General features: G+C 46.1%; 19 protein-coding genes. 8 read left to right on the top strand and 11 right to left on the bottom strand.

Features of this window, described 5'->3' with window-relative positions; genetic code table 11:
• Positions 1–5: 5 nt before the first annotated feature.
• The 3 genes from U0033_RS24005 (at position 6) to U0033_RS23995 (ending at position 2,422) form a co-directional block, all read left to right on the top strand.
• A complete protein-coding gene (locus U0033_RS24005; RefSeq protein ID WP_072363992.1) occupies positions 6–845 on the top strand; it encodes an MBL fold metallo-hydrolase in 840 nt (279 codons plus the stop codon).
• A 57-nt stretch (positions 846–902) separates the two neighbouring features.
• Positions 903–1,283: a co-chaperone GroES gene (locus tag U0033_RS24000; protein ID WP_072363993.1), complete on the top strand. Its 381-nt coding sequence runs from the start codon at positions 903–905 to the stop codon at positions 1,281–1,283.
• Between the two features lie 89 nt (positions 1,284–1,372).
• Complete coding sequence (locus tag U0033_RS23995; RefSeq protein ID WP_072363994.1) at positions 1,373–2,422, top strand: Gfo/Idh/MocA family oxidoreductase; 1,050 nt, start codon at positions 1,373–1,375, stop codon at positions 2,420–2,422.
• 73 nt (positions 2,423–2,495) lie between these two features.
• Here U0033_RS23995 and U0033_RS23990 read toward each other — a convergent pair whose 3' ends face one another.
• Positions 2,496–4,394: a RecQ family ATP-dependent DNA helicase gene (locus U0033_RS23990; protein ID WP_083571733.1), complete on the bottom strand. Its 1,899-nt coding sequence runs from the start codon at positions 4,392–4,394 to the stop codon at positions 2,496–2,498.
• 13 nt (positions 4,395–4,407) lie between these two features.
• Positions 4,408–6,516: a heavy metal translocating P-type ATPase gene (locus U0033_RS23985; RefSeq protein ID WP_072363995.1), complete on the bottom strand. Its 2,109-nt coding sequence runs from the start codon at positions 6,514–6,516 to the stop codon at positions 4,408–4,410.
• Positions 6,517–6,694: 178 nt separating this feature from the next.
• Between U0033_RS23985 and tsaE the strand changes: the two genes are divergently transcribed.
• A complete protein-coding gene (tsaE, locus tag U0033_RS23980) occupies positions 6,695–7,120 on the top strand; it encodes a tRNA (adenosine(37)-N6)-threonylcarbamoyltransferase complex ATPase subunit type 1 TsaE (RefSeq protein ID WP_072363996.1) in 426 nt (141 codons plus the stop codon).
• A gap of 81 nt (positions 7,121–7,201) precedes the next feature.
• Positions 7,202–8,419, top strand: coding sequence for an alanine dehydrogenase (locus U0033_RS23975; RefSeq protein WP_072363997.1), 1,218 nt, complete (start codon positions 7,202–7,204; stop codon positions 8,417–8,419).
• Between the two features lie 41 nt (positions 8,420–8,460).
• On the opposite strand, the gene U0033_RS23970 is transcribed toward U0033_RS23975, so the two are convergent.
• From U0033_RS23970 to U0033_RS23955, 4 genes are all read right to left on the bottom strand, one after another.
• The gene (locus U0033_RS23970) at positions 8,461–9,705 is read right to left on the bottom strand and encodes an outer membrane beta-barrel protein (RefSeq protein ID WP_177318683.1); all 1,245 of its coding nucleotides are present in this window, start codon (positions 9,703–9,705) and stop codon (positions 8,461–8,463) included.
• 82 nt (positions 9,706–9,787) lie between these two features.
• Positions 9,788–10,591, bottom strand: coding sequence for an undecaprenyl-diphosphate phosphatase (locus U0033_RS23965; RefSeq protein ID WP_072363999.1), 804 nt, complete (start codon positions 10,589–10,591; stop codon positions 9,788–9,790).
• An 81-nt stretch (positions 10,592–10,672) separates the two neighbouring features.
• Positions 10,673–10,936: a DUF3098 domain-containing protein gene (locus U0033_RS23960; protein ID WP_083571735.1), complete on the bottom strand. Its 264-nt coding sequence runs from the start codon at positions 10,934–10,936 to the stop codon at positions 10,673–10,675.
• Positions 10,937–10,955: 19 nt separating this feature from the next.
• Positions 10,956–11,831, bottom strand: a complete 876-nt coding sequence (locus U0033_RS23955; RefSeq protein ID WP_072364000.1) for a cell division protein FtsX — start codon at positions 11,829–11,831, stop codon at positions 10,956–10,958.
• Between the two features lie 120 nt (positions 11,832–11,951).
• On the opposite strand from U0033_RS23955, the gene U0033_RS23950 reads away from it, so the two are divergent.
• Positions 11,952–14,861 (top strand): leucine--tRNA ligase, encoded by a 2,910-nt coding sequence (locus tag U0033_RS23950; RefSeq protein ID WP_072364001.1) that lies wholly within the window; start codon positions 11,952–11,954, stop codon positions 14,859–14,861.
• A gap of 39 nt (positions 14,862–14,900) precedes the next feature.
• Positions 14,901–15,575, top strand: a complete 675-nt coding sequence (locus tag U0033_RS23945; RefSeq protein WP_072364002.1) for a peptidoglycan DD-metalloendopeptidase family protein — start codon at positions 14,901–14,903, stop codon at positions 15,573–15,575.
• Between the two features lie 36 nt (positions 15,576–15,611).
• Here the strand turns inward: U0033_RS23945 and U0033_RS23940 are convergent, their stop codons facing one another.
• The gene (locus U0033_RS23940) at positions 15,612–16,901 is read right to left on the bottom strand and encodes a M28 family metallopeptidase (RefSeq protein WP_072364003.1); all 1,290 of its coding nucleotides are present in this window, start codon (positions 16,899–16,901) and stop codon (positions 15,612–15,614) included.
• A gap of 81 nt (positions 16,902–16,982) precedes the next feature.
• On the opposite strand from U0033_RS23940, the gene ruvB reads away from it, so the two are divergent.
• On the top strand, positions 16,983–18,011 hold the full coding sequence (gene ruvB / locus U0033_RS23935) for a Holliday junction branch migration DNA helicase RuvB (protein ID WP_072364004.1): 1,029 nt from the start codon (positions 16,983–16,985) through the stop codon (positions 18,009–18,011).
• Positions 18,012–18,209: 198 nt separating this feature from the next.
• Here the strand turns inward: ruvB and U0033_RS23930 are convergent, their stop codons facing one another.
• From U0033_RS23930 to U0033_RS23915, 4 genes are all read right to left on the bottom strand, one after another.
• Positions 18,210–19,121 (bottom strand): bestrophin family protein, encoded by a 912-nt coding sequence (locus tag U0033_RS23930; protein WP_072364005.1) that lies wholly within the window; start codon positions 19,119–19,121, stop codon positions 18,210–18,212.
• Between the two features lie 78 nt (positions 19,122–19,199).
• On the bottom strand, positions 19,200–19,679 hold the full coding sequence (locus U0033_RS23925; protein ID WP_072364006.1) for a hypothetical protein: 480 nt from the start codon (positions 19,677–19,679) through the stop codon (positions 19,200–19,202).
• A 119-nt stretch (positions 19,680–19,798) separates the two neighbouring features.
• On the bottom strand, positions 19,799–21,163 hold the full coding sequence (locus U0033_RS23920; RefSeq protein ID WP_072364007.1) for a HAMP domain-containing sensor histidine kinase: 1,365 nt from the start codon (positions 21,161–21,163) through the stop codon (positions 19,799–19,801).
• Entirely contained in the window at positions 21,160–21,852 is a 693-nt protein-coding gene (locus U0033_RS23915; protein WP_072364008.1) for a response regulator transcription factor, read from the bottom strand. Before U0033_RS23915 ends, U0033_RS23920 begins: the two co-directional genes overlap by 4 nt.
• Between the last annotated feature and the right edge of the window lie 61 nt (positions 21,853–21,913).

The following is a 21,913-nucleotide window of genomic DNA, read 5'->3' as shown; positions in this document are numbered from 1 at the left end:
ATTGTATGAAACTATATACCGTAGACACAGGCTATTTTAAATTGGATGGGGGGGCTATGTTTGGCGTAGTACCCAAGAGTATCTGGCAAAAAATATATGCACCAGACGAAAATAATTTATGCTCCTGGGCCATGCGCTGCCTGCTCATCGAAGATGGCAAGCGCCTGATCCTCGTAGACACCGGTATGGGTGATAAGCAGGATGCGAAATGGTTCGGCCACTACCACCTGCATGGCGATGCGACCCTGGATAGCTCCCTGGCAAAACTGGGTTTCCATAAAGACGACATCACAGATGTGTTTATGACCCATCTGCACTTTGACCATTGCGGAGGTTCTATTATCAGACAAGGCGACAAACTGCTGCCGGCATTCAAAAATGCTACCTACTGGAGCAATGAAGATCACTGGAACTGGGCGATAAAACCAAATGACAGGGAGAAAGCCTCTTTCCTGAAAGAAAACATCCTGCCGATGCAGGAAAGTGGTCAGCTGAAGTTTGTGGAAGCAAAAGATGGCGTTTCCTTCACTGAAAATATCAATCTCCGGTTTGTAAACGGGCATACCGAAGCGCAAATGCTGCCACAGATAAAATACAAGGATAAAACCATCCTGTACATGGCAGACCTGCTGCCTAGCATCGGTCACATTCCCATGCCTTACGTTATGGCATACGACATGTTCCCGCTGACAACCCTTCAGGAAAAGAAAGCTTACCTGACTGAGGCCCTGGAGCAGCAGTATGTACTGTACCTGGAGCATGATCCGGCTGTAGAATGCGTGGTACTTCAACAAACAGAGAAAGGCATCAGGGCCGGGGAAACCTTCCCGCTGTCTGCCCTCTAGTGTATGTCATCTTGGCACGACCGCTGCCTACTGCATACATTTTGTACTACAGAGACCATGGCAACACACCTGACAATAGATAATAAATTGAAAAAGCTGATTGTTGTAGGCGACAGGGTACTGGTAAAACCCCTTACCCCTAATGAACGCACAGAAAGTGGGCTGTATCTGCCTCCCGGAATGCAGGAAAAGGAAAAGGTACAATCGGGATATGTGATCAAAACAGGCCCCGGATACGCCATTCCATTACCGTCTGAAGAAGATGATGCCTGGAAAGGAGAAGAAGAGAAAGTGAAGTATATTCCTTTGCAGGCAAAGGAAGGCGATCTGGCCATCTTCCTGCTCAATGGCTCCACAGAAGTGTCTTACCAGGGCGACAAGTACTTCATTGTACCGCAGAGCGCGATACTGATGCTGGAAAGAGAAGAAGATCTCTAAATGCTTTTTTCATAAAAAATTAAAAAAGGGCTGTAATCATTTACAGCCCTTTTTTATATTGTAGCTGCTTATAATCAAAAACTACGGATATGGAGAAAATCATCAAAGCAGGGATCTGTTCCTATGGTATGTCAGGACATATCTTTCATGCGCCGTTTATTCACACACATCCGGGGTTTACCTTTTATGCTGTGGTGGAAAGGAGTAAAAACCTTGCAAGACAGCGCTATCCTGATGTGAAAGTATATACCAGTGTAGCTGATATGATCAAAGATCCTGAACTGGATCTGATCGTAGTCAATACCCCTAACTATACGCATTATGAGTATACCAAAGCTGCACTGGAAGCAGGGAAAAATGTGATTGTGGAAAAGCCTTTCACCGTACATGCGGCCGAAGGACAGGAGCTGGCAGAACTGGCGGCTTCAAAAGGATTACTGCTGAGCGTGTATCATAACAGACGCTTTGATAGTGATTTTAAGATTGTAAAACAGGTATTGGACAGCGGAGATCTGGGTGAAGTGCTGGAAGCAGAAATTCACTATGACCGCTATCGCGAAGAGCTGAGTTATAAGAAACACAAGGAAGAGAAATTGCCCGGTACCGGTGGCTTGTATGATCTGGGTTCACACCTCGTAGATCAGTCACTGATCCTGTTTGGTATGCCGGACGCCATCTGGGCCGATATCAGAACAATCCGGAAAGATTCACAGGTAGATGATTATTTTGAGTTGGTGTACTTCTATGAGCACCTCCGTGTGAGACTGAAATGTAGTTACATCACCAGAGAGCCGATACCTTCTTATCAGTTTCATGGACGTAAAGGTTCATTTATCAAGACAAAGGCTGATACACAGGAAACCATGTTACAGCAGGGATTGATGCCGGGAGCGCCGGGATGGGGGGTAGAAGGTATTCATGAGTGGGGATTGCTGCATACTGAGAGAGATGGAAAAGTGGTGAGGGAATATTTACCTTCTCCTAAAGGAGATTATATCGAGTATTATGACGGGATTTATAATGCACTCAATGGGAAAGGACCAAACCCGGTGCCGGCAGGCGATGCGGTGAATGTGATTAAGATTATTGAGGCAGCGTTTGAGAGTAGTAATTCGAAGAAACTGATTCAGCTTAAATAGCAAAAAAACAAAGCGTTTACCTTCGGTAAACGCTTTGTTTTTTGATTGCGGTGCCTGCTATTAAATGCAAGCTTTATTTTTTCATGCGGAAACTACCTTCTTCATCTCTTATAATTATTTCTTCACTGATCAGGAATTGGGTCACCTCCATTAACTCCGCTTCATTCACGTCTTTTAGCTTATTCCGGATCACATCCCATTCAGTTGGAGTATCAGTCAGCTCCGCTAATAACAAGCCGGAAATTGCCTTAAAATCCACTGGTTTTTTCTTCTGTTCTATACACACATCACAAATACCACAGGGCTGTGCGTCTTTTTCTCCAAAATAAGCAACCAGCACCTGTGTACGACACTGGTTTTTATTCCGGACATAATTCAGCATGGCATCCAGCCGGTCCTGGTACGCTTTCATTCTCGCCTTCACCCTTTCTGTATCTATCCGTAAATGTTGAGTTGATACCCGCTGCTCTACAAAGGAAAGCTGTGGTACTGACTTACGCTGTTTATACCGGATTATCCCACGCTGATGCAGTTGTTGTAAGCCCTGTATCACTTCTGGTTCTTTCATACGGAGTATCCGCATCAGCTGTTTTTCATACACAGGTACAGGATTATCAAAGACCCCTTCGTAGGTGCGTAACAAAGTTTGTACAAGCGGAGACAATCCTGGTTGTGCTGCATCAAATGCAAACAACGTCTGCCTGTTCACAATAAATTCCACCATCGATGGCATAAAAACACTCTCACTTAGCTGCAGAATACCTTCCTGCTCCAGTATGCGCAGGGCACTATAAGCTACTGTTATATTCAGTTCGAATTTCTGTACGAAGTCGTTGATATCAAAATCAAAATACACACCTTCTCCGCCGCCTACCGGCACCTGCAGGTAATTCACCAATGCCTGGTAAATACCTCTGACCTGGTCCTGCCCGGGAAACTGCAGCTTCACCATTTCTTTCATTCTATCCAGTTCTGAAGAATGGTATAGCAATATCCCATAGGCCTTCTGCTCATCACGGCCACCCCTGCCAGCTTCCTGGTAATAGGCTTCCAGACTTTCCGGCGCATCGGCATGGATCACCACTCTTACATCTGGCTTGTCAATCCCCATCCCAAATGCATTGGTACATACTATGACCCTGATCCTGCCCTGAATCCATAATTCCTGGCGGGCAGTCCGCTCCTCTCCTGTTAAACCGGCATGGTAATAACTGGCAGAAATCCCTTGCTGCTCCAGCATATCCGCCAGTTCACGGGTACCTTTCCGGTTGCGGCAATATACGATGGCACTACCGGGTACCCGCTGTAAGATGTGTAATAATTTAGGTTGCTTATCGCCTTCTTCAATGACGCTGTAGGAAAGATTGCTGCGCACAAAACTCTTGCTAAAGATAGCCGGCTTGTGCATCTGCAGTTTTTCGCAAATATCCTGTTGTACTTTTGGGGTAGCCGATGCAGTGAGTGCTAATACCGGTACACCCGGGAACTGTGTTCTGATCTCCGCAATCTCCAGGTACGCTGGCCGGAAATCATAACCCCACTGTGAAATACAGTGAGCCTCATCTATCGCCAGCAGACTCACCGGCAATCCATCACAATATTCCAGGAAGCGGCGACTCTGTAATCGCTCCGGGGAAACATAGAGAAATTTATACGTGCCACGCCTCGCTTCTTCCAGCAGTTTCTCCACATCCTGATAATACATTCCAGCATAAATAGCCGCTGCTGGAATATTCCGGCTGCGCAAACTGGCCACCTGGTCCTTCATCAATGCAATGAGCGGTGTTACTACCAGGCAAAGCCCATCTTTCATCAGCGCAGGAACCTGGAAGCAAATGGACTTTCCACCGCCCGTGGGCATCAGCGCAAGCGTATCCTGCCCCTTGCAAACAGACTGTATGATGTCTTCCTGCAAAGGACGGAATTGCGCATAGCCCCAGTATTTTTTCAGTATTTCTGTAGGAGTAGTCACGCTGTAAATGTAACTATATTACGCTCTTATACCGCAGGCGCACAGAATTCGCGGCCAGCACGATATCGGAGAGCGCCATCACACCTGCGCCGGCTATAGGGCTGAGTACCCCAAAAGCTGCAAATGGAATCGCGATCACATTATACAGGAATGCCCAGAAAAGGTTCTGCTGTATGGTGAGGAAGGTATGTTTACCCAGGCCTAATGCCAAAGGCAGGGAGGAGAGTTTACTGTTCAATAAGATCACATTGGCACTCTGCATTGCAATGTGTGTAGCATCACTCAGGGAGATCCCAATCGTAGCCCTGGCCAGTGCCGGAGCATCGTTAATACCATCACCTACCATGGCTACCGGCGCCTCTTTCATGAGGCTATCTATCTTCTGTAATTTCTGTTCCGGGGTCTGGCTGGAGAATACTTCTTTGATACCGGTTAATGCTGCCAGCTCACGACATTTACGTTCCGTATCACCACTCAGCAATACAGGAGTGATACCTTTGCTTTGCAGCATGGATACCATTTGCGCTGCATCGGGCCTCACTTCATCTATCAGGTCTATCCAGCCTGCCAACTGGCCGTTTTTCAAGAGGTAGAGGTTATGGCTATCATCAGCAGTCGTGTGTTTAGCCATTTCAAATGATCCCAGCTGCCATTCATTACCAACTGTATCTTTTGCCTGCATGCCACGACCTTTTATTTCCCGGATCTGGGTCAGTTTCACTTCTCCTTCCTTCTTCCAGATGCTCACCAGGGAGCGGGCAATAGGGTGAGAAGAGAATTTCTCCAGGCTATACACTGTCTGGGCAAATTCCTTCTCGGTCATGCCTTCAAAGTGATAATTGCCAAGTTGCAGCTTGCCGGTAGTGAGGGTGCCCGTTTTATCCAGCACTACATACTTTATATCCTTAAAAGCTTCCAGGGTTTGTGCACCTTTAATAAGAATACCATTTTTTGCGGCCCTGCCCAATCCTACCATGACTGCAGCCGGAGTAGCGAGCCCCATGGCACATGGGCAGGCAATCACCAATATAGCAATACTCCTCATAATAGCAGCGCCGATAGTAAGGTGGCCAAAGATAGCCCAGCCCAGGAAAGTCAGTACCGCGATCCCCAATACCAGGGGTACGAAGATGGCACTGATCTTATCAGCCAGTTTCTGCATGGGTGGTTTATTGCCCTGCGCCTGTTTTACGAGATCGATAATATAGGAGAGAACGGTATCTTTTCCGGTAGCTGTGATGAACATTTTAATACTCCCTTCTTCCAGGATAGTTCCCCCGATGGCCTTATCTTTTTCACCTTTACGTACAGGCGTACTTTCACCCGTGATCATAGATTCATTGATAAGACCACTTCCCCAGAAGATTGTGCCATCCATCGGAATCATATCTCCTGTATTCACCAATACTTTATCGCCGGTACGCAGGGCCTGGTTATCTACGACATGGATATGCTCATGATCTTCGTGTTCTTCAATCCGGCGGGCGGTAGTCACCTGCATTTTTGCCAGGGCGGTAATAGCGGTGGTGGTTTGTTTTACAGAACGCTCTTCCAACAGGTTGCCCAGGAATACCAGGGTAATGATGGCTGCAGCAGTTTCGTAAAACATATAATCAGGGCCCATGTGCAGGATGGTGCCGGTAAGGCTATAGCCATAAGCAGCAATGGCGCCGAGGGCAATCAGCACATCCATATTCGCCATACCATTGGCAAGAGAGCGGACAGCGCTCCGGCCAAAATGCCACATCCCTACCAGGAACACAGGCGTAGACAGGCAAAGCTGTACGATGGGATTGTGCAACCATGCCCAGTGTACCCACATATGTAACAACAATGGCGCTGTAAAGATGGCGCAGAAAATAAACTTAAACGTCAGTGAACGCAGGAAAGCAGTCTTGGGCTGAGGTTGGTCAGGCAATACCACCTGGTATCCCAACTGATCAATACCCGAAAGGATCTCTTTCGGATTTGTTTCCATTCCTTCCGGCAGGGTAAAACTTAATTCCTCTGTGGCAAAACTTACGTTCACGTCCTGCATACCCTTGTGCTGAAGATATTTGGATACCGTCAAAGCACAACTGGTACAGTTCATTCCTTTAACTTTACAACTGATCGTTTCCATTAGTGACTGATTAACGTTACAAAGGTATCCACCCCCGATTCATGTGAATAAAATATTAATGCAACGGAGTGGCACGCTAATATGAAAGTAACAGAAAATCAATTGTTTCTGAAAGTCTTTTATTAATGCAACGCAGTATCAACCAATTGATTACGGTTATATTAATTACATTTACGTTATGGAATGGACCTTTACTATTGAGGAGCTGCCCAGGGTAGCCCAAAGTTTCTGGGCACAATATGGAGCGCAACAGATTTTTACCCTTGAGGGGGCTATGGGAGCCGGCAAAACTACTTTTGTAAAGGCGCTGTGTGCTGCTAAAGGCGTAGAGGATACGACCGCCAGCCCAACCTTCTCTATTATTAACCAGTACACTTATCGTTCAAACAGCGGTGTAACACGTAATATTTATCACCTGGACCTGTATCGCCTGCGGAACGAAGAAGAGGCTATTGGCGCGGGTGTAGAGGATACCCTCTATCAGGACGGGGCAATTTGTTTTGTGGAATGGCCTGATATTATAAAGGATCTCTTACCTGCAGACACCATTCGATTGCAATTGACTGTGCTGTCTGATCAGCGGAGATTACTGCGGGCAGAGTAATTTACATTTAAAGTTGCTTTGAACAAATAATGTATCTTTGATTACAAGGAAAAATTCACCCGGATCAATTTTGACAACTATATGGAGCAAAGGCAAAAACCTGTTGTGAGTGCTGGCTTTACATATTCACCGCTGGAAGAAACGTTGGATATTCCGCAGAAAAATTCCCGTTTATTCATAGGTATTCCAAAAGAAACATCTTTCCAGGAAAACCGCATAGCCCTGACACCGGATGCGGTAAGTATACTGGCCAGCAATGGCCATCATATCGTGGTAGAACATAAAGCAGGCGATGGCTCTCATTTTTATGATACAGATTTTTCAGAAGCCGGCGCCGAAATATTGTACGATAAGAAAGAAATATTCAAGGCGGAGATCGTTGTAAAATCAGCCCCACTCAACGATGAGGAAATAGAGCTGCTGCACCCTCACCAGATTGTGATCTCTCCTATTCACCTGGCCGCCCTCAAAATAGAGCAGGTGCAGAAGATGATGGAGAAGCGGATTACCCTACTCTCTTTCGAGAACCTTAAAGATGATGCAGGCACTTACCCCATTGTAAGGGCGATGAGTGAAATAGCCGGTGGCGCAGTTATGCTGCTTGCCAGCCAGTACCTCAGCAATAGTAATAAAGGTAAAGGTATTTTGCTGGGTGGTGTCACAGGTATCCCTCCTACCAAAGTCGTGATCATCGGAGCTGGCATTGTAGGTGAATTTGCCGCCCGTACTGCAATGGCCTTAGGCTCTTCTGTAAAAGTATTCGACAATAACATCTATAAACTGAAACGCCTGCAAAACAACATTGGCGTTCGTGTATTTACTTCAGTTATTCAGCCCAAAGTACTGGCGGAGCAGCTGCGGAATGCTGATGTTGCGGTAGGCGCACTGTCTTCCCAGAACGGCCGTACTCCTATCGTAGTCACAGAGTCTATGGTGAGCAATATGAAGGCCGGTTCTGTCATCGTGGATGTAAGTATAGACAGAGGGGGATGTTTTGAAACCTCAGAGATCACCAGTCACGAGAATCCGGTATTCAAGAAGTATGATGTAGTGCACTATTGCGTACCTAACATACCTTCTGGTTTTGCACGCACGGCCTCAGAGGCGATCAGTAATGTACTGATGCCCTTATTGCTTGAAGCGGCTGATGATGGCGGATTTGAGAACCTGGTATGGATCAAGAGAGGCGTGCGGAATGGGATCTATCTATACAAAGGGGCATTGACCAATTACCACCTGAGTGAAAAGTTCAAACTCAAATATACTGACCTGGAACTGCTACTGGCAGTAAAAGGATAAATAAAAAAAGCTTCTGCTGCAGCAGAAGCTTTTTTTATTTATCAGAATCTTACACCGGCAATGATCTGTAAAGAATTGACCGGCATCGATGCACTCATAATATCGATCCATCCGGTACTGGTCGAACCCCTTACTTCCAGCTGAAAACGGTCCGCCCTTACACCAATACCTCCCACCAGCAATTGTTCCAGTTTACGTGGTCCTGCAAAGGCTTCTCGATGTTCAGGCCTGCTGGCATCAAAATAATCATTCGTCGTCGTCTTAACGATTATTGCATTGCCCATACCTATATGTACAAAGGGCTTTACGACTCCCTTAGGATAGATATACTGCGCCATTACATTCAGCTGTAAATAGGAGAATTTAAATGTAGCGATATCTCCGGCCAATAGCGCATTCATATCCATGCTGGCATGCGTAGAATAGGTTTTATAAAGCAACTCATTATACATAGACCACTGTCGGGTAGCACCGCCAAGTGGAATATCTACAAACACACCCGCTATAGGATTTACAGAAGAACTGTATTTGCCATGCAGCATATATTGTTCTCCTCCCTTCCAGTTATAACTGTTAAACGCTGGTCCGGCAACAATACCAAAGTATATAGGCTGCTTCTTCTTTGTCTTTACCAGTACTTCCGTACCCGGTGCTTTGGCATGTTGATAAGCAACAAACAAAGCAATCAGGTCTTCATCACGATAATCCACACTCCTGGCCTGACGGGCAATTTTACCTTCATCTTTGAACAGTGAGGTCAATTGCTCCTGGTACTCTTTCTTTTCGTAGATCTTACCTCCATCAGGAGAAGGCACCATGGTCTTGATGTATTTCAGCTCCTGGATATCGCCACCCGGTGCATTATACATGAAATGTATACGCTGGTGGCGATCAGTATAGGTATACAGATTATATGCTCCTGTTACCAGCTGCTGAATAAACACGATTGAGTCCAGCAATTCCGTCTGTGGCTGCGTGACCGATTGTGTAGAAGAAACAATGTAGGGAGTTACATCCAGTAATACATGCTTTGTAACATAAACAACATCTCCATCCGAGTGTAAGGCAAAACCACTGATCTGGTTGGGGGTATAGGTGGTGATTTCACCATTTTCTGTACTCTTAAACCGAATCTCGTTAGGAGTACTTGTCCAGTTCCGGAAGTCAATAAATCCTTTCAGAGAATCTCGTTGTGGAACTGCTACTGCGCCGGGAACAAAGTTGCGTTGGGCCAATGAATTGATTGTTGCCAGGCAACAAAGAAGAGGTAAATAAAAATTTTTCATGTATCTATAACACCCGGGGATATAATCGGGTTGGGTATAAACAATATTTTTCCTGGCAGCCATGGCTACCAGGAAAATAAAATTAGGCTACTGTAAGGTTATAGCCCATAAACATAGCAGCAAGGATTGCACCTCCCACCAGTATACGGTATACACCCCAAACACGGAAACCGTATTTCTTCAATACGCCGATAAAGAATTTAATAGCAATCAACGCCACTACAAATGCAATCACAAATCCGAGTGCCAGCAACTGGAAATTACCGGTATTGCTTGCCAGTGCATCTTTGCTTTTATACAGATCGTAGCAGGTAGCTGCGAACATAGTAGGAACTGCGAGGAAGAATGAAAATTCAGCAGCAGCATTACGGGTCAGCTTCTGCTGCATACCACCAATAATGGAAGCTGCACTGCGGCTTACACCGGGAATCAGCGCCAGGCACTGGAAGAAACCAATACGGATAGCCCTGAAATTGCTCACCTTTTCATCATTATCAATAGTCGGTTTCGTAAACCAGTTATCCACAAACAGTAATACAATGCCCCCCAGGAACAGGCTGACTGCTACTACCATCGGAGAACCCATGAGTTCCTTGATCTTGTGATGGAACAGGAAACCAAGGATCAGGGCTGGAATAGTAGCCAGTATCAGTTTGATATAAAAGGGAATGCGGTTCTTGTCGAACACAAAGAACTTTCTCCAGTACAAAACAACGACAGCTAATATGGCTCCCAGTTGTATTACAATCTCAAACAATTTTGTGAAGTCGTCATCTCCAATACCCAGGATGGCACTGGTAATGACCATGTGGCCAGTAGACGAAATAGGCAGAAATTCAGTTAGTCCTTCAACGATGGCAATGATAATGGCATCCAGAATGCTCATGTAATTAGCTGATTTATCCGTTTTTAATAAAAAAAAGCGATGAAGTTGTATCATCGCCTGAATTATAAAAAGTTGTAGATCTTATTGCTTTGGTCGGCGCATAATCGCAAACACCTCTACTCCCAGACCCAGCAGGATCACAATAGGAGCCAGCGTAATGCGCTGGAAACTATATACCTCTTCTGGTTTGAATTTGGTAGCATCGTCGTTATAACCACCCATCATCAACAGGAAGCCGATCACAGTAATCACCATGCCTGCTAACATGAACTTATAGTTATCCTTTGCGAAAACAGGACGCTCTTCAATTACTGCTTTTTCAGCGTGTTTAGTTTCTTTAATCATATGATGTAGAAATTATCAATCAATATAAATCATCCAGTTTCAGCTTCAGGTATTTCATCACTGAGCGGTGTGTGCTCACCAAAGAAATAAAGATTCCTATCACAATCATACCTATAAAGAGGGCAGATGTCATAAAGTAATCCCTCATGCTACTGAGCTCTGGAAGTAATTTGTCTGCAAAATATAGAATCCCGACCAAACCGGCAATAGCCAATATGGCACTCAGTGCCCCATTGATGATACTGCGGAAATCGAAAGGCTTGGCTATGAACCATCGGGTAGCCCCTACCATCTGCATCGTCTTGATCAGGAAGCGGTTGCTGAACATAGCCAAACGTATCGTATTGTCTATCAGCACTATTACCACAATTGCCAGCATGATACAGATCCCCAGGATCACGAAGCCAATCTTACGCACATTCTCATTTAGCTTGGACACCAGCCCTCTCTGGTAAGAAATCTCTCTTACGATCGGTTGTTGGGCCAGATTTGCCTCTATCACTGACAGGCTGTCCGGATTTACATACCGGGCATTACCTTTTACATTAATGCTGGCATATAAAGGGTTATATTGCAGCAGGGTGATAAAATCTTCCCCGAACTCCTTTTTAAAGCGCTCGGCCGCCATATCTTTAGATACGTATTCGATCGACTTAACATAAGGCTTACTGGCAATGGAATCACGAAGGGCTATCGCCTGCTCCTCTTTTACATTGTCCCTAAGGATCACCTGAATTTCAATACTTTCTTTAAAATATTCACTGAGCTTGTTAGCATGAATAACTATAAGTCCTAATGTTCCAAGCAGGAACAGTACCAGTGCTACTCCAATGATGGAGTACAGATAAGAAGGTTTGGATTTTCTTGATGATGATTTCCCGGGTTGCTGCGCCATTAATCTATCGTTTATAGGCGAAAGTAATAAAAATTAGCAGTTATGTTTACTTTTGTCATCCTTTAACGTTATTTTAAGTCAACAGGGCGTAGCGTTACGTCCGGTTAATTCAACAATTATATGGAATATAATTTCAGGGCTATTGAGAAAAAGTGGCAGCACTCCTGGAGCGAATCAAAAGCTTACAGGGTTGGCATCAATAGCCAAAAGCCCAAGTGCTATGTACTTGATATGTTTCCTTATCCCTCAGGGGCGGGTCTTCATGTAGGCCACCCACTGGGATATATTTCGTCTGACATCTATGCTCGTTATAAAAGACTAAAAGGTTTTAATGTACTACATCCAATGGGTTGGGATGCCTTTGGTCTGCCAGCAGAACAGTATGCCCTGGAAACAGGTCAGCACCCTGCTGTAACTACTGCTGTAAATATCGCTTCCTTCCGTAAACAACTGGATAACATCGGTTTCTGCTTTGACTGGGAAAGAGAAGTCAATACCAGCAGTGCCGATTACTATAAATGGACACAATGGCTCTTCCTCCAGCTCTTCGACAGCTGGTTAGACCGTAACATCCAGAAAGCTAAACGTATTCCTGAACTGATCGCCAGCTTTGAAAAAGAAGGGAATGCAGCCCATGAATGCCCCGGCGACCGCAGCCTCTCCTTCTCTGCCCAGGACTGGAAAGGCTATAGCGAAGCCCGGCAGCGCGAGATCCTTATGCATTACCGCATCGCTTTCCTCGCTTATGCTGAGGTAAACTGGTGTGCTGCCCTGGGTACCGTGCTTGCAAACGATGAGGTGGTGAATGGGGTGAGTGAACGTGGCGGACACCCCGTAGTAAAGAAAAAAATGCGTCAGTGGTTCCTCCGCATCACCGAGTATGCGAACCGCCTGCTCGAAGGCCTGGAAAACGTGAACTACAGCGAAGCAATGAAGGAAATGCAGCGTAACTGGATCGGTAAGAGCCAGGGAGCCGAGATCACCTTCAGGTTCGAAGGCAGCGATGGCGAAGGTTTAAGAGTATATACCACCCGCCCCGATACTATCTTTGGCGTGGACTTCATGGTGGTAGCTCCAGAACATGAGCAGGTAGCTAAAATCACAACTGCTGAGAACAAAACTGCTGTAGATAAATATCTTGACTATGTGCAGAGCCGCTCCGAACGTGAACGTATGGCAGAGGTAAAGCAGATCACCGGTTGCTTTACAGGTGCTTATGTACTGAACCCTTTCAATGGTAAGCGCATTCCTGTATGGATCTCTGAATATGTACTTGCAGGTTATGGTACCGGTGCAATTATGGCGGTGCCTTGTGGCGACCAGCGTGACTTTGGCTTTGCGAAACACTTCAATATTCCAATCACCAATATCCTCGGCGCAGCCTTCGATGGTGCAGAAGCAAATCCTACCAAGGATGCGGTATTGCAGAACAGCGATTTCCTGAATGGTGTGCCTATGAGGCAGGCAATGGAAATTGTAGCTGATAAAGTGGAAGCCATGGGCATCGGTAAAAAGCAGACTAACTTCAGAATGCGCGATGCAGGCTTTAGCCGTCAGCGTTACTGGGGTGAGCCCTTCCCGATCGTTTACAAAAATGGAATCCCATACGCTGTAGCCGAAAGCGAACTCCCTGTAGAACTGCCACACGTAGATACCTATAAACCAGGTGAAGATGGTGAAGGCCCGCTGGCCAACATCACCGACTGGGTGAATATTGATGCGAATACAAAACGTGAAACCAACACCATGCCTGGTTATGCAGGTAGCAGCTGGTACTTCCTGCGCTACGCAGATCCTTCTAACAAGGAAGAATTTGCCAGCCGTGCTGCTACTGATTACTGGAACCAGGTAGATGTATACATCGGTGGTACAGAGCATGCAGTAGGTCACCTGCTGTATTCCCGCCTGTGGACCAAAGTATTGTGTGATCTCGGCTATATTGGCTTCGATGAGCCTTATAAAAAGCTCATCAACCAGGGTATGATCCAGGGTTCATCAAGGTTTGCTAAACGCCTGCGCTTTATGCACAGCGACCACAAACCGGAAGCTGACGAAATCGATCCTATCACATTGCCGGATAACAAACAGGTATTTATCTCCAGCAGCTTCGGCGATATCAAGATCAAGCATATCATTGAACTGATCAGGGAACAGGATGCATCCCTGGCTGAGTTCCTGAACTCCATGGATGTAAACTATGTGATCGAAAGCTATATTCACGTAGATGTCAACTTCGTGGATGGCGTAGTAATGGATGTTAATGCTGCCAGAAAATGGAAATCTGACTTTGAAAACGCAATCTTCCTCCTGCAGGATGGCCAGTTCACCTGCAAATCCGAAGTAGAGAAGATGAGTAAGAGCAAGTACAACACCGTAAACCCGGATGTACTCGTTGATAAATACGGTGCCGATACCTTCCGCATGTACGAAATGTTCCTCGGCCCTGTAGAGCAGTCCAAACCATGGGATACCAAAGGTATCGAAGGCGTGCACCGCTTCCTCAAAAAACTCTGGCGCCTCTTCGTGGATGAGCAGAAAGGCCTGATTGTAAAAGACGGCGAAGCCACTCCTGAAGAACTGAAGATCCTGCACAAGACGATTCAGAAAATCGACAGCGATACCGAGAACTTCTCATACAATACCGCTGTCAGCCAGTTCATGATCTGTGTGAATGAACTGAGCAGCCTGAAAAGCAACAAACGCAGCGTACTGGAACCCGTGCTGATCCTGCTCACCCCATATGCACCACACATCGCTGAAGAACTGTGGCATATGCTGGGTAATACAACAAGTATCCTCGATGCAGCATACCCTGTATTCGAAGAGAAATATGTAAAGGAAAATGCGTTCAACTACCCGATTGCTGTAAACGGTAAGACCCGCACAGAACTGAGCTTCCCGCTGGATGCAGACAATGCCGCTATCGAACAGACTATACTTGCCAACGAGGTAGTACAGAAATGGATCGAAGGTAAGCCCGTTAAAAAAGTAGTGATCGTGAAAGGAAGAATGATCAATATTGTTGTTTAATAAATCGGGGCTGGCGCAATGCCAGCCTTCTTTTTTACTATGTTAACCGAAATCTTAAAAGCGCATCAGCCGTTTCAGCCAGTCGTATTATTTGATCCCACACAGGATCATTTATACCCGATGGATCTGACTGCCGCAAACACTGCACTTACACACGATATACTGGACGATGAACAGCGTTTCAGTGATTATGTCACCAACTTACTCGCCACACACCATGCAGTCTTCGGCATAGGTGGCTATGGTGAACACCGCACCATCTACTCCCGCAGTGCACATTTTGATACCGGAGACGAACCCAGAAGATTTCACCTCGGTATAGACATCTGGGGGCCTGCAGGCACACCCGTATATGCACCGATGGATGGTCGTATACATAGTTTTCAGTTCAATGATAACTATGGTGATTACGGGGCTACTATCATCTTAAAGCATGTGCTGGATGGCGTGCCTTTTCATACTTTATACGGGCACCTGAGTGTAGCTGATCTGGAAGGATTAGAAGTGGATGCACCTGTTGCTGCAGGGCAGATTATCGCCCATTTCGGGCCTTTAAAAGAGAATGGCCATTGGCCTCCACACCTCCACTTCCAGCTCATCATCGATATGGAAGGGAAGGCGGGAGACTACCCTGGCGTATGTCGTTATAGTGAAAGAGCACGGTACCTGGCGAATTGCCCGGACCCTAACCTGGTATTAGCACTCATTGCATAAATGAGTATTGGTCAACATAAATTGAGTTCCAGCGTTTTAATTCGCCATCTTTTCTATTCTCGCAGGCGTATCTGTACCCGCCACAATGCTGCGCGCACTGACAGCAATTGCCTGTATCGTACTTGTAATGTTCTTAATATCCAAACTACTTACTTCATCACCTACACTGTGATATAATTTATCTGTATCAATCTGGTCAGTAGAAATCGTGTGTGCAGGCACCCCCTGCTTAGCCAGGGTAGCATTGTCTGAACGGTAAAACAAATTCTGCTCCGGATAAGGATCAGGATAGAAATGGAAGATGGAGTTCTCTAAATTCTTCTCCAGGATCTTTCCGAAATCCGAACGCTCATACCCGGTGATGAATGCACTGTTCTTTCCAAATTTAGATTCCTTTCCGATCATCTCAATATTGAACATTGCTATTACCTTGTCAGGATCCTGTTGCTGGGAGAAATACCTGGATCCATACCCACCTATTTCTTCTGCTGTAAAAGCTACGAAGATGAGCGATCTGGCAGGCGGATACTGCTTATAGTACTTTGCCAGCATCACCACCGCCGTTACCCCACTGGCATCATCATCAGCCCCATTCGCAATGCTGTCTTTACCTACAGGTGTTATGATACCTAAATGATCGTAGTGACCGGAGAAAATCACATATTCTTCCGGCTTCGTTTTTCCTTTGATCATTCCTACAATATTACTCAGGTATAAGGGAGTAACCTGCTGACTGGCTTTTACATCCCAGGTTTTAAGATCCGTATCTTCCGCATGTCTGAGTACTAATACTACAGATGCCAGGCTATCCAGGTTTCTACCTCCTCTTTGCTGTAAGTTCTGATAGTACTTATTGAAGTCTTCCGTATGCGCAGTATCTACCCATACAAGGGTATTCTTTTTCACATCTCTCAGTTTTCTCAGGTAGTCATAGAACTGCTCAGAAGCGGGAATGGTTTTCACATCCACATCACTATTCTGATTCCAGTCTATAGACGGTGCCACCCCGAGCATGATGACTCTTTCAGGGCCTATTGTGTTATGGCCAAGGTGGACCTGACGTGGACCTGGCAAAGTATTAAACCTGTGAAATGCCTGCCGGAAACTGGTAGCCCCTGGTAATGGCTGGAGCCCTGCCTGGGTATATTCCTTCTCCAGAAACTGAGCTGCTTTCTCAATACCTGGTTCAAAAGTTTTACGCCCCTCCATATCATCGGCAGCGAGGGTGGTGATAATCCTTTTCACTTCCTGCTCTTTGATGTCCTGGGCATATGCAGCGAGGGTAGATACACTGATCAGGAGGGTTAAAATGTGCGCGTGTTTCATATTGGGATGTTGCTTATTATCAAATATAACCGAAAATTCGAAGCTCCCGCAGGCGTTTTTTTTGGTAACTTTCACCCCGATATGTCGAATCCTCTAAGACCAGAAGAAAGCCGCCAAAGTGCTGCGGAAAAGGAGTTTGAAAACAGCATCCGCCCCAAAGAGATCGTAGATTTCTCGGGGCAGGACCAGATCATTGAGAACCTCAAGATCTTTATCAAGGCCGCTAAGTTGAGAGGAGAAGCGCTGGATCATGTGCTCTTTCACGGCCCTCCGGGATTAGGTAAAACAACGCTGTCACGCATTGTCGCCACTGAAATGGGGGTTAACATCCGCGAAACCTCCGGCCCGGTGATCGAGAAACCCGGTGATCTGGCAGGCCTGCTCACCAACCTCGAGCCTAAAGACGTGCTGTTTATCGATGAAATTCACCGGCTTAGTACCGTAGTGGAAGAATACCTTTATTCCGCCATGGAAGACTACCGTATTGACATCATGATCGATACAGGTCCAAGTGCCCGCGCCATCCAGATCTCGCTGCATCCATTCACACTCATAGGGGCTACTACCCGCTCAGGCCTGCTGACCGCTCCCCTGCTCTCCCGCTTTGGTATCAAATCAAGGCTGGAATATTACACCGCCGCTATCCTCCAAAAGATCATCTGGCGTGCCGCCGGCCTGCTGGACACAAAGATCACCAGCGAAGCTGCGATGGAAATAGCACGGAGATCCAGGGGTACCCCGCGTATTGCCAATGGATTGCTGAGAAGGGTAAGAGACTTTGCTCAGGTAGTGGGCAATGGTACCATCGACCTGGAAATTGCTAAATTCAGCCTGAAAGCACTGAATGTAGATGAATACGGGCTGGACGAAATGGACAACCGCATCCTGCAGGTCATCATCGAAAACTTTAAAGGTGGTCCGGTTGGTATCACAACCATCGCTACTGCTGTAGGTGAAGAACCCGGCACACTGGAAGAAGTGTATGAACCATTCCTCATACAGGAGGGCTTTATCAAGCGTACACCCCGTGGAAGAGAAGTAACGGAGAAAGCATATGTACACCTTGGAAAAACACCGAGAGGTGGGGCTAATAGTGGCTTATTGTTCTAAAAGACAAACTACTTCATCAAACAAGACAAATAGTTTGTTCCTTATAAAAATACTAAAGGGCTGACCATTGTATCGCCGGTCAGCCCTTCCTCCTCAAAAAACGGTGATCAGGGAGTCTGTTTAATCTTTAACCAATCTATACTTCTTAAAAATTACTCCCCCCTCGTACCAATCATTCTTTACCAATATATATAACTACTACATCACATAATAAGAGTACACGGGCGGTGTTTCCGGTACATAATTGTCGTTGAGCATCTGCCGCAGATCCCGCTCTATTGTCCGCGCAATAGTCGTCATAGGGGTATCCGTTGGTTTGTTGTCAAACGGATCCTGCAGGTGTATAGCCATCTTCTCAATCAGCAGAAAGGATGCAGCAATCGCACCTACCAAAGGCACTGCCCCCCAACCAAAAAACTCTATCACGCCAAATGGCAGCAACATGATAAAGAAGTTCAATGCAAAATGAATGTACAAGCTGTAGGTGGAAGGAAATACGGTGTTCTTGATACGCTCACACTTACCCATACTATCACTGAATTTATTCAGGGTACTATCAATCTGCACCTGCTGATAAGCGTTGATCCAGTCACGTTGCAAAGCAATCTGCAGATCTTTTGCATGCAGTTCCAGCAATGCCATCGGCACATTCGCAAAGCGTGCTACATAAGCCACTTCCCGCTTAGGGATCAGTCGCTCCAACCCCTCAGTAGCAGACAATCCTCTCAATTGCTGGCCCAGTGAATAACACCATGCCATCTGCCGGCGGATCATTCTTTCCCGCAAGCGTTCTGCTTCTTCAGGGAACTCCGCACTGTTTATAAATGTCAGTACCTCCCTCGTAAAAGAACGCGAATCGTTCACAATAGCGCCCCACACTGTGCGCGCTTCCCACCACCGGTCATAAGCCTGGTTAGATCTAAACGCCAATAGCAGTGATATTACTGTACCCATAATCATTGGTACAGTCAATGGTATGTTGATGGTTGCTTTCAGATTGAATCGGTCATGTATTAATACTATCACAAGCGTGTATAATACCACTAACGCAATTTCATATTTGATTTTGCCAAACACATATCTAAACGGTATATTTTTTTTGAGTAGCATAATACCTCATTTAAAAGTGATTTAAAAATAGCGCTCCCCCCTCCTTCGAGGAAAAGAGCACTACTCAAACAGACAGATCTATATTTCAAATAGCTCGGACATTGCCGACACCAGCATCCGCTCCTTCTTCTTCAGCGACACATGGTGCACGGGATACTTGCTCTTCCTGATCAGCTCTGCCGGATCATAACTGTTAGGTGATGCCTTGCGGAAATTGAATTCAGCAGGACATACAATCGCATCAATATTGTGATACAACAGGAAGTTGCGAAACACACCATTGCCGCGGCCTATCAGGAACTCGGTTTTCAGTGACTGAATGGCTGAACCATATTTATTCTTTATAATTTCGCTGGCTTCCTTATAATCATCAGTAATCAGATCGTAGTGTGATGATCTCCTTGACAGCATCATCAGTTCCATGATAGAACCCGGCATCTGCATTGCATGCATCATCACAATATTCAAGGGTTCCCCAGCCCCAAAGCGATCTATAACATGATGAACTACACGAAGAGACCTGATGGAAAAATCTGTAGGAATCAAGATATGTTTCATGTGCTTTGATTTATAACACAAAACTATTTCCACGAGATTAGGAACCCGTAAGCAGGAGATAAAAGGAAATTAAAAATGTGGTAAGAATCCGGTAAAATGGGGTAAGAATCCGGTAAGAATCAGGCAACCGGCAGGGTGATCCTGATCTCTGTGCCCTTGCCCTGCTGGCTGTTTACAACGATATTACCCCCATGCAGGCGGATAATATTACGGGATAAAGGCAGGCCTATTCCATAGCCTTTATAACCACTTGTATTAGAAGCGCGGAAGAAAGGATCGTATATAAATGGTAGTTCGGATGCAGGGATCCCAATCCCCTGGTCCTGGATCAGTAAGATAATATTGGCGTCTGTAGCTGCCAGCGCCACACTCACGGCCCGGTTATCAGAATACTTGCAGGCATTCTGTACAATATTGCTGAAAGCAAGATGCAGCAACTGCGCATCCCCCAGGATGAATAACTTCGCCTCATCTTCCGGCAGCATAGAATAATCTATCTCTACCTTATTATTAGGATTGATCTGGTCAATCGTATCTTTTACAGAGAAGATCAGTTCATCCATACGAATCCGTTCGCGTTGCTGCCCTTTACCTCCAAAACCAGTCTGGGCAAGGCGTAACAGGCTCTTAGTAATATGCTCCAGGCGCTCGGCCTCTCCTAATATTACTTGTATGGACTGGCGGTATTCCTCATCTGTACGTTGTTTATTCAGGGCTAGCTCGGCCTCTCCAATGATGGCAGTAAGCGGTGTTCCCAGCTCGTGAGAGGCATTGCTGACAAAATTGTTCTGTGTTTCGAAAGCCGTTTCCAGCCTGTCCAGCATATTATTAAAAGTCTGGGCCAGTTCGAACATTTCATCATTACTGTCTGGCGAATCCAGCCGCAGGTGCAGGTTGTGCGCCCTGATGTTCTTTACCTGCGAGGTCATGACCCTTACTGGCTGCAGGATGTATCTCGAAAAGAAGAAGCCCGCTGCCAGTACCAGGATGCCCGCAGTAGCCAGGCAGATGGTCAGTACCTGTTTCAGGTCGGCCATGTAGCGGCTGCCAAAATCATTGCGTGCAGAAACAATAACGATGTACTTGTCGGGATCAGTGCCAAATACTACGCCTGTAAAGAAGGTGTCACCGCTACGATGATTCGCCTTCCCCTGCAACCGCACCATTTCAAAAAAAGAGGCTGGCAGGGAACTGAGTGCCGCAGGACGCTTGAAATGCCCATCCTTATCCAGTTTTAGAAAGTATTCCTTTTCATAAGGCATACGTTCCAGGTGCTCGTTACGCAATTCCGTATAGGTAGCACTGTTATCCCTGTCTTTGATCAGCACAGCACGTGCAGCAACAATGGCACGTATTTCAATGCGCTTATAAAAATCGGTAAATGAATATTGATTGGTGAGAAAGTAAGCACACCCCGCCATCAGCAGGATGATAGAAACTGTCAGCGCAGTAAAGAGGATCAGTATTTTGATGCGTATACTCATGCTTCTTCTTTCAGCATATAGCCCATCCCAACCACTGTCTGGATAAGGGCTGGCAGGTCTTTGCGGTTTACTTTCTTGCGGAGGTAATTCACATACACATCCACGACCTTGGTATTCATATTAAAGTCGATGCCCCACACATTTTCCAGTATCTCCATTCTGGACAACACACGACGGGGATTGCGCAAAAAATATTCCAGCAGGCGATATTCAGTAGCAGTAAGCGTAATGCTTTCCCCGCTACGGCTGGCGCTTTTGGTATCAGTATTCAGTTCCAGGTCTGCCAGTTTGAGCAGGTTTGCGGCGGCTGGCACAGCAACTGTATTTTCAGGCTGTCTTCTTAACAGGGAGCGGATCCTGGCCAGCAGTTCCGCTTGTTTAAATGGCTTGATCAGGTAATCGTCTGCACCGCTATCCAGGCCGGAAACCACATTCTCCGTAGAACCCAGTGCGGTCAGCATGAGGATAGGCGTCTTATTTTGTTGGCTGCGCAGTTCCTTACACACGGCAATTCCACTCATTCCGGGCAGCATCACATCCAGGATGATAAGCGAGAAGGTATGTTCCATTGCCATTTGCAGACCAGTGGGTCCATCCATAGCTACAGATACATCATACCCTGCTTCAGTAAGATATCGGTGAATGAAGGATACTACTGCCGGTTCGTCCTCTATTAACAATAATTTCATGCGCTATAAAAATAAGGCTGACTGAAAAGATACGAATCTTTTCAGTCAGCCTCAGAGCTAT

The organism is Chitinophaga sancti (assembly GCF_034424315.1).
Lineage (GTDB): Bacteria > Bacteroidota > Bacteroidia > Chitinophagales > Chitinophagaceae > Chitinophaga > Chitinophaga sancti.
This window is presented reverse-complemented; position numbering and strand designations above follow the sequence as displayed.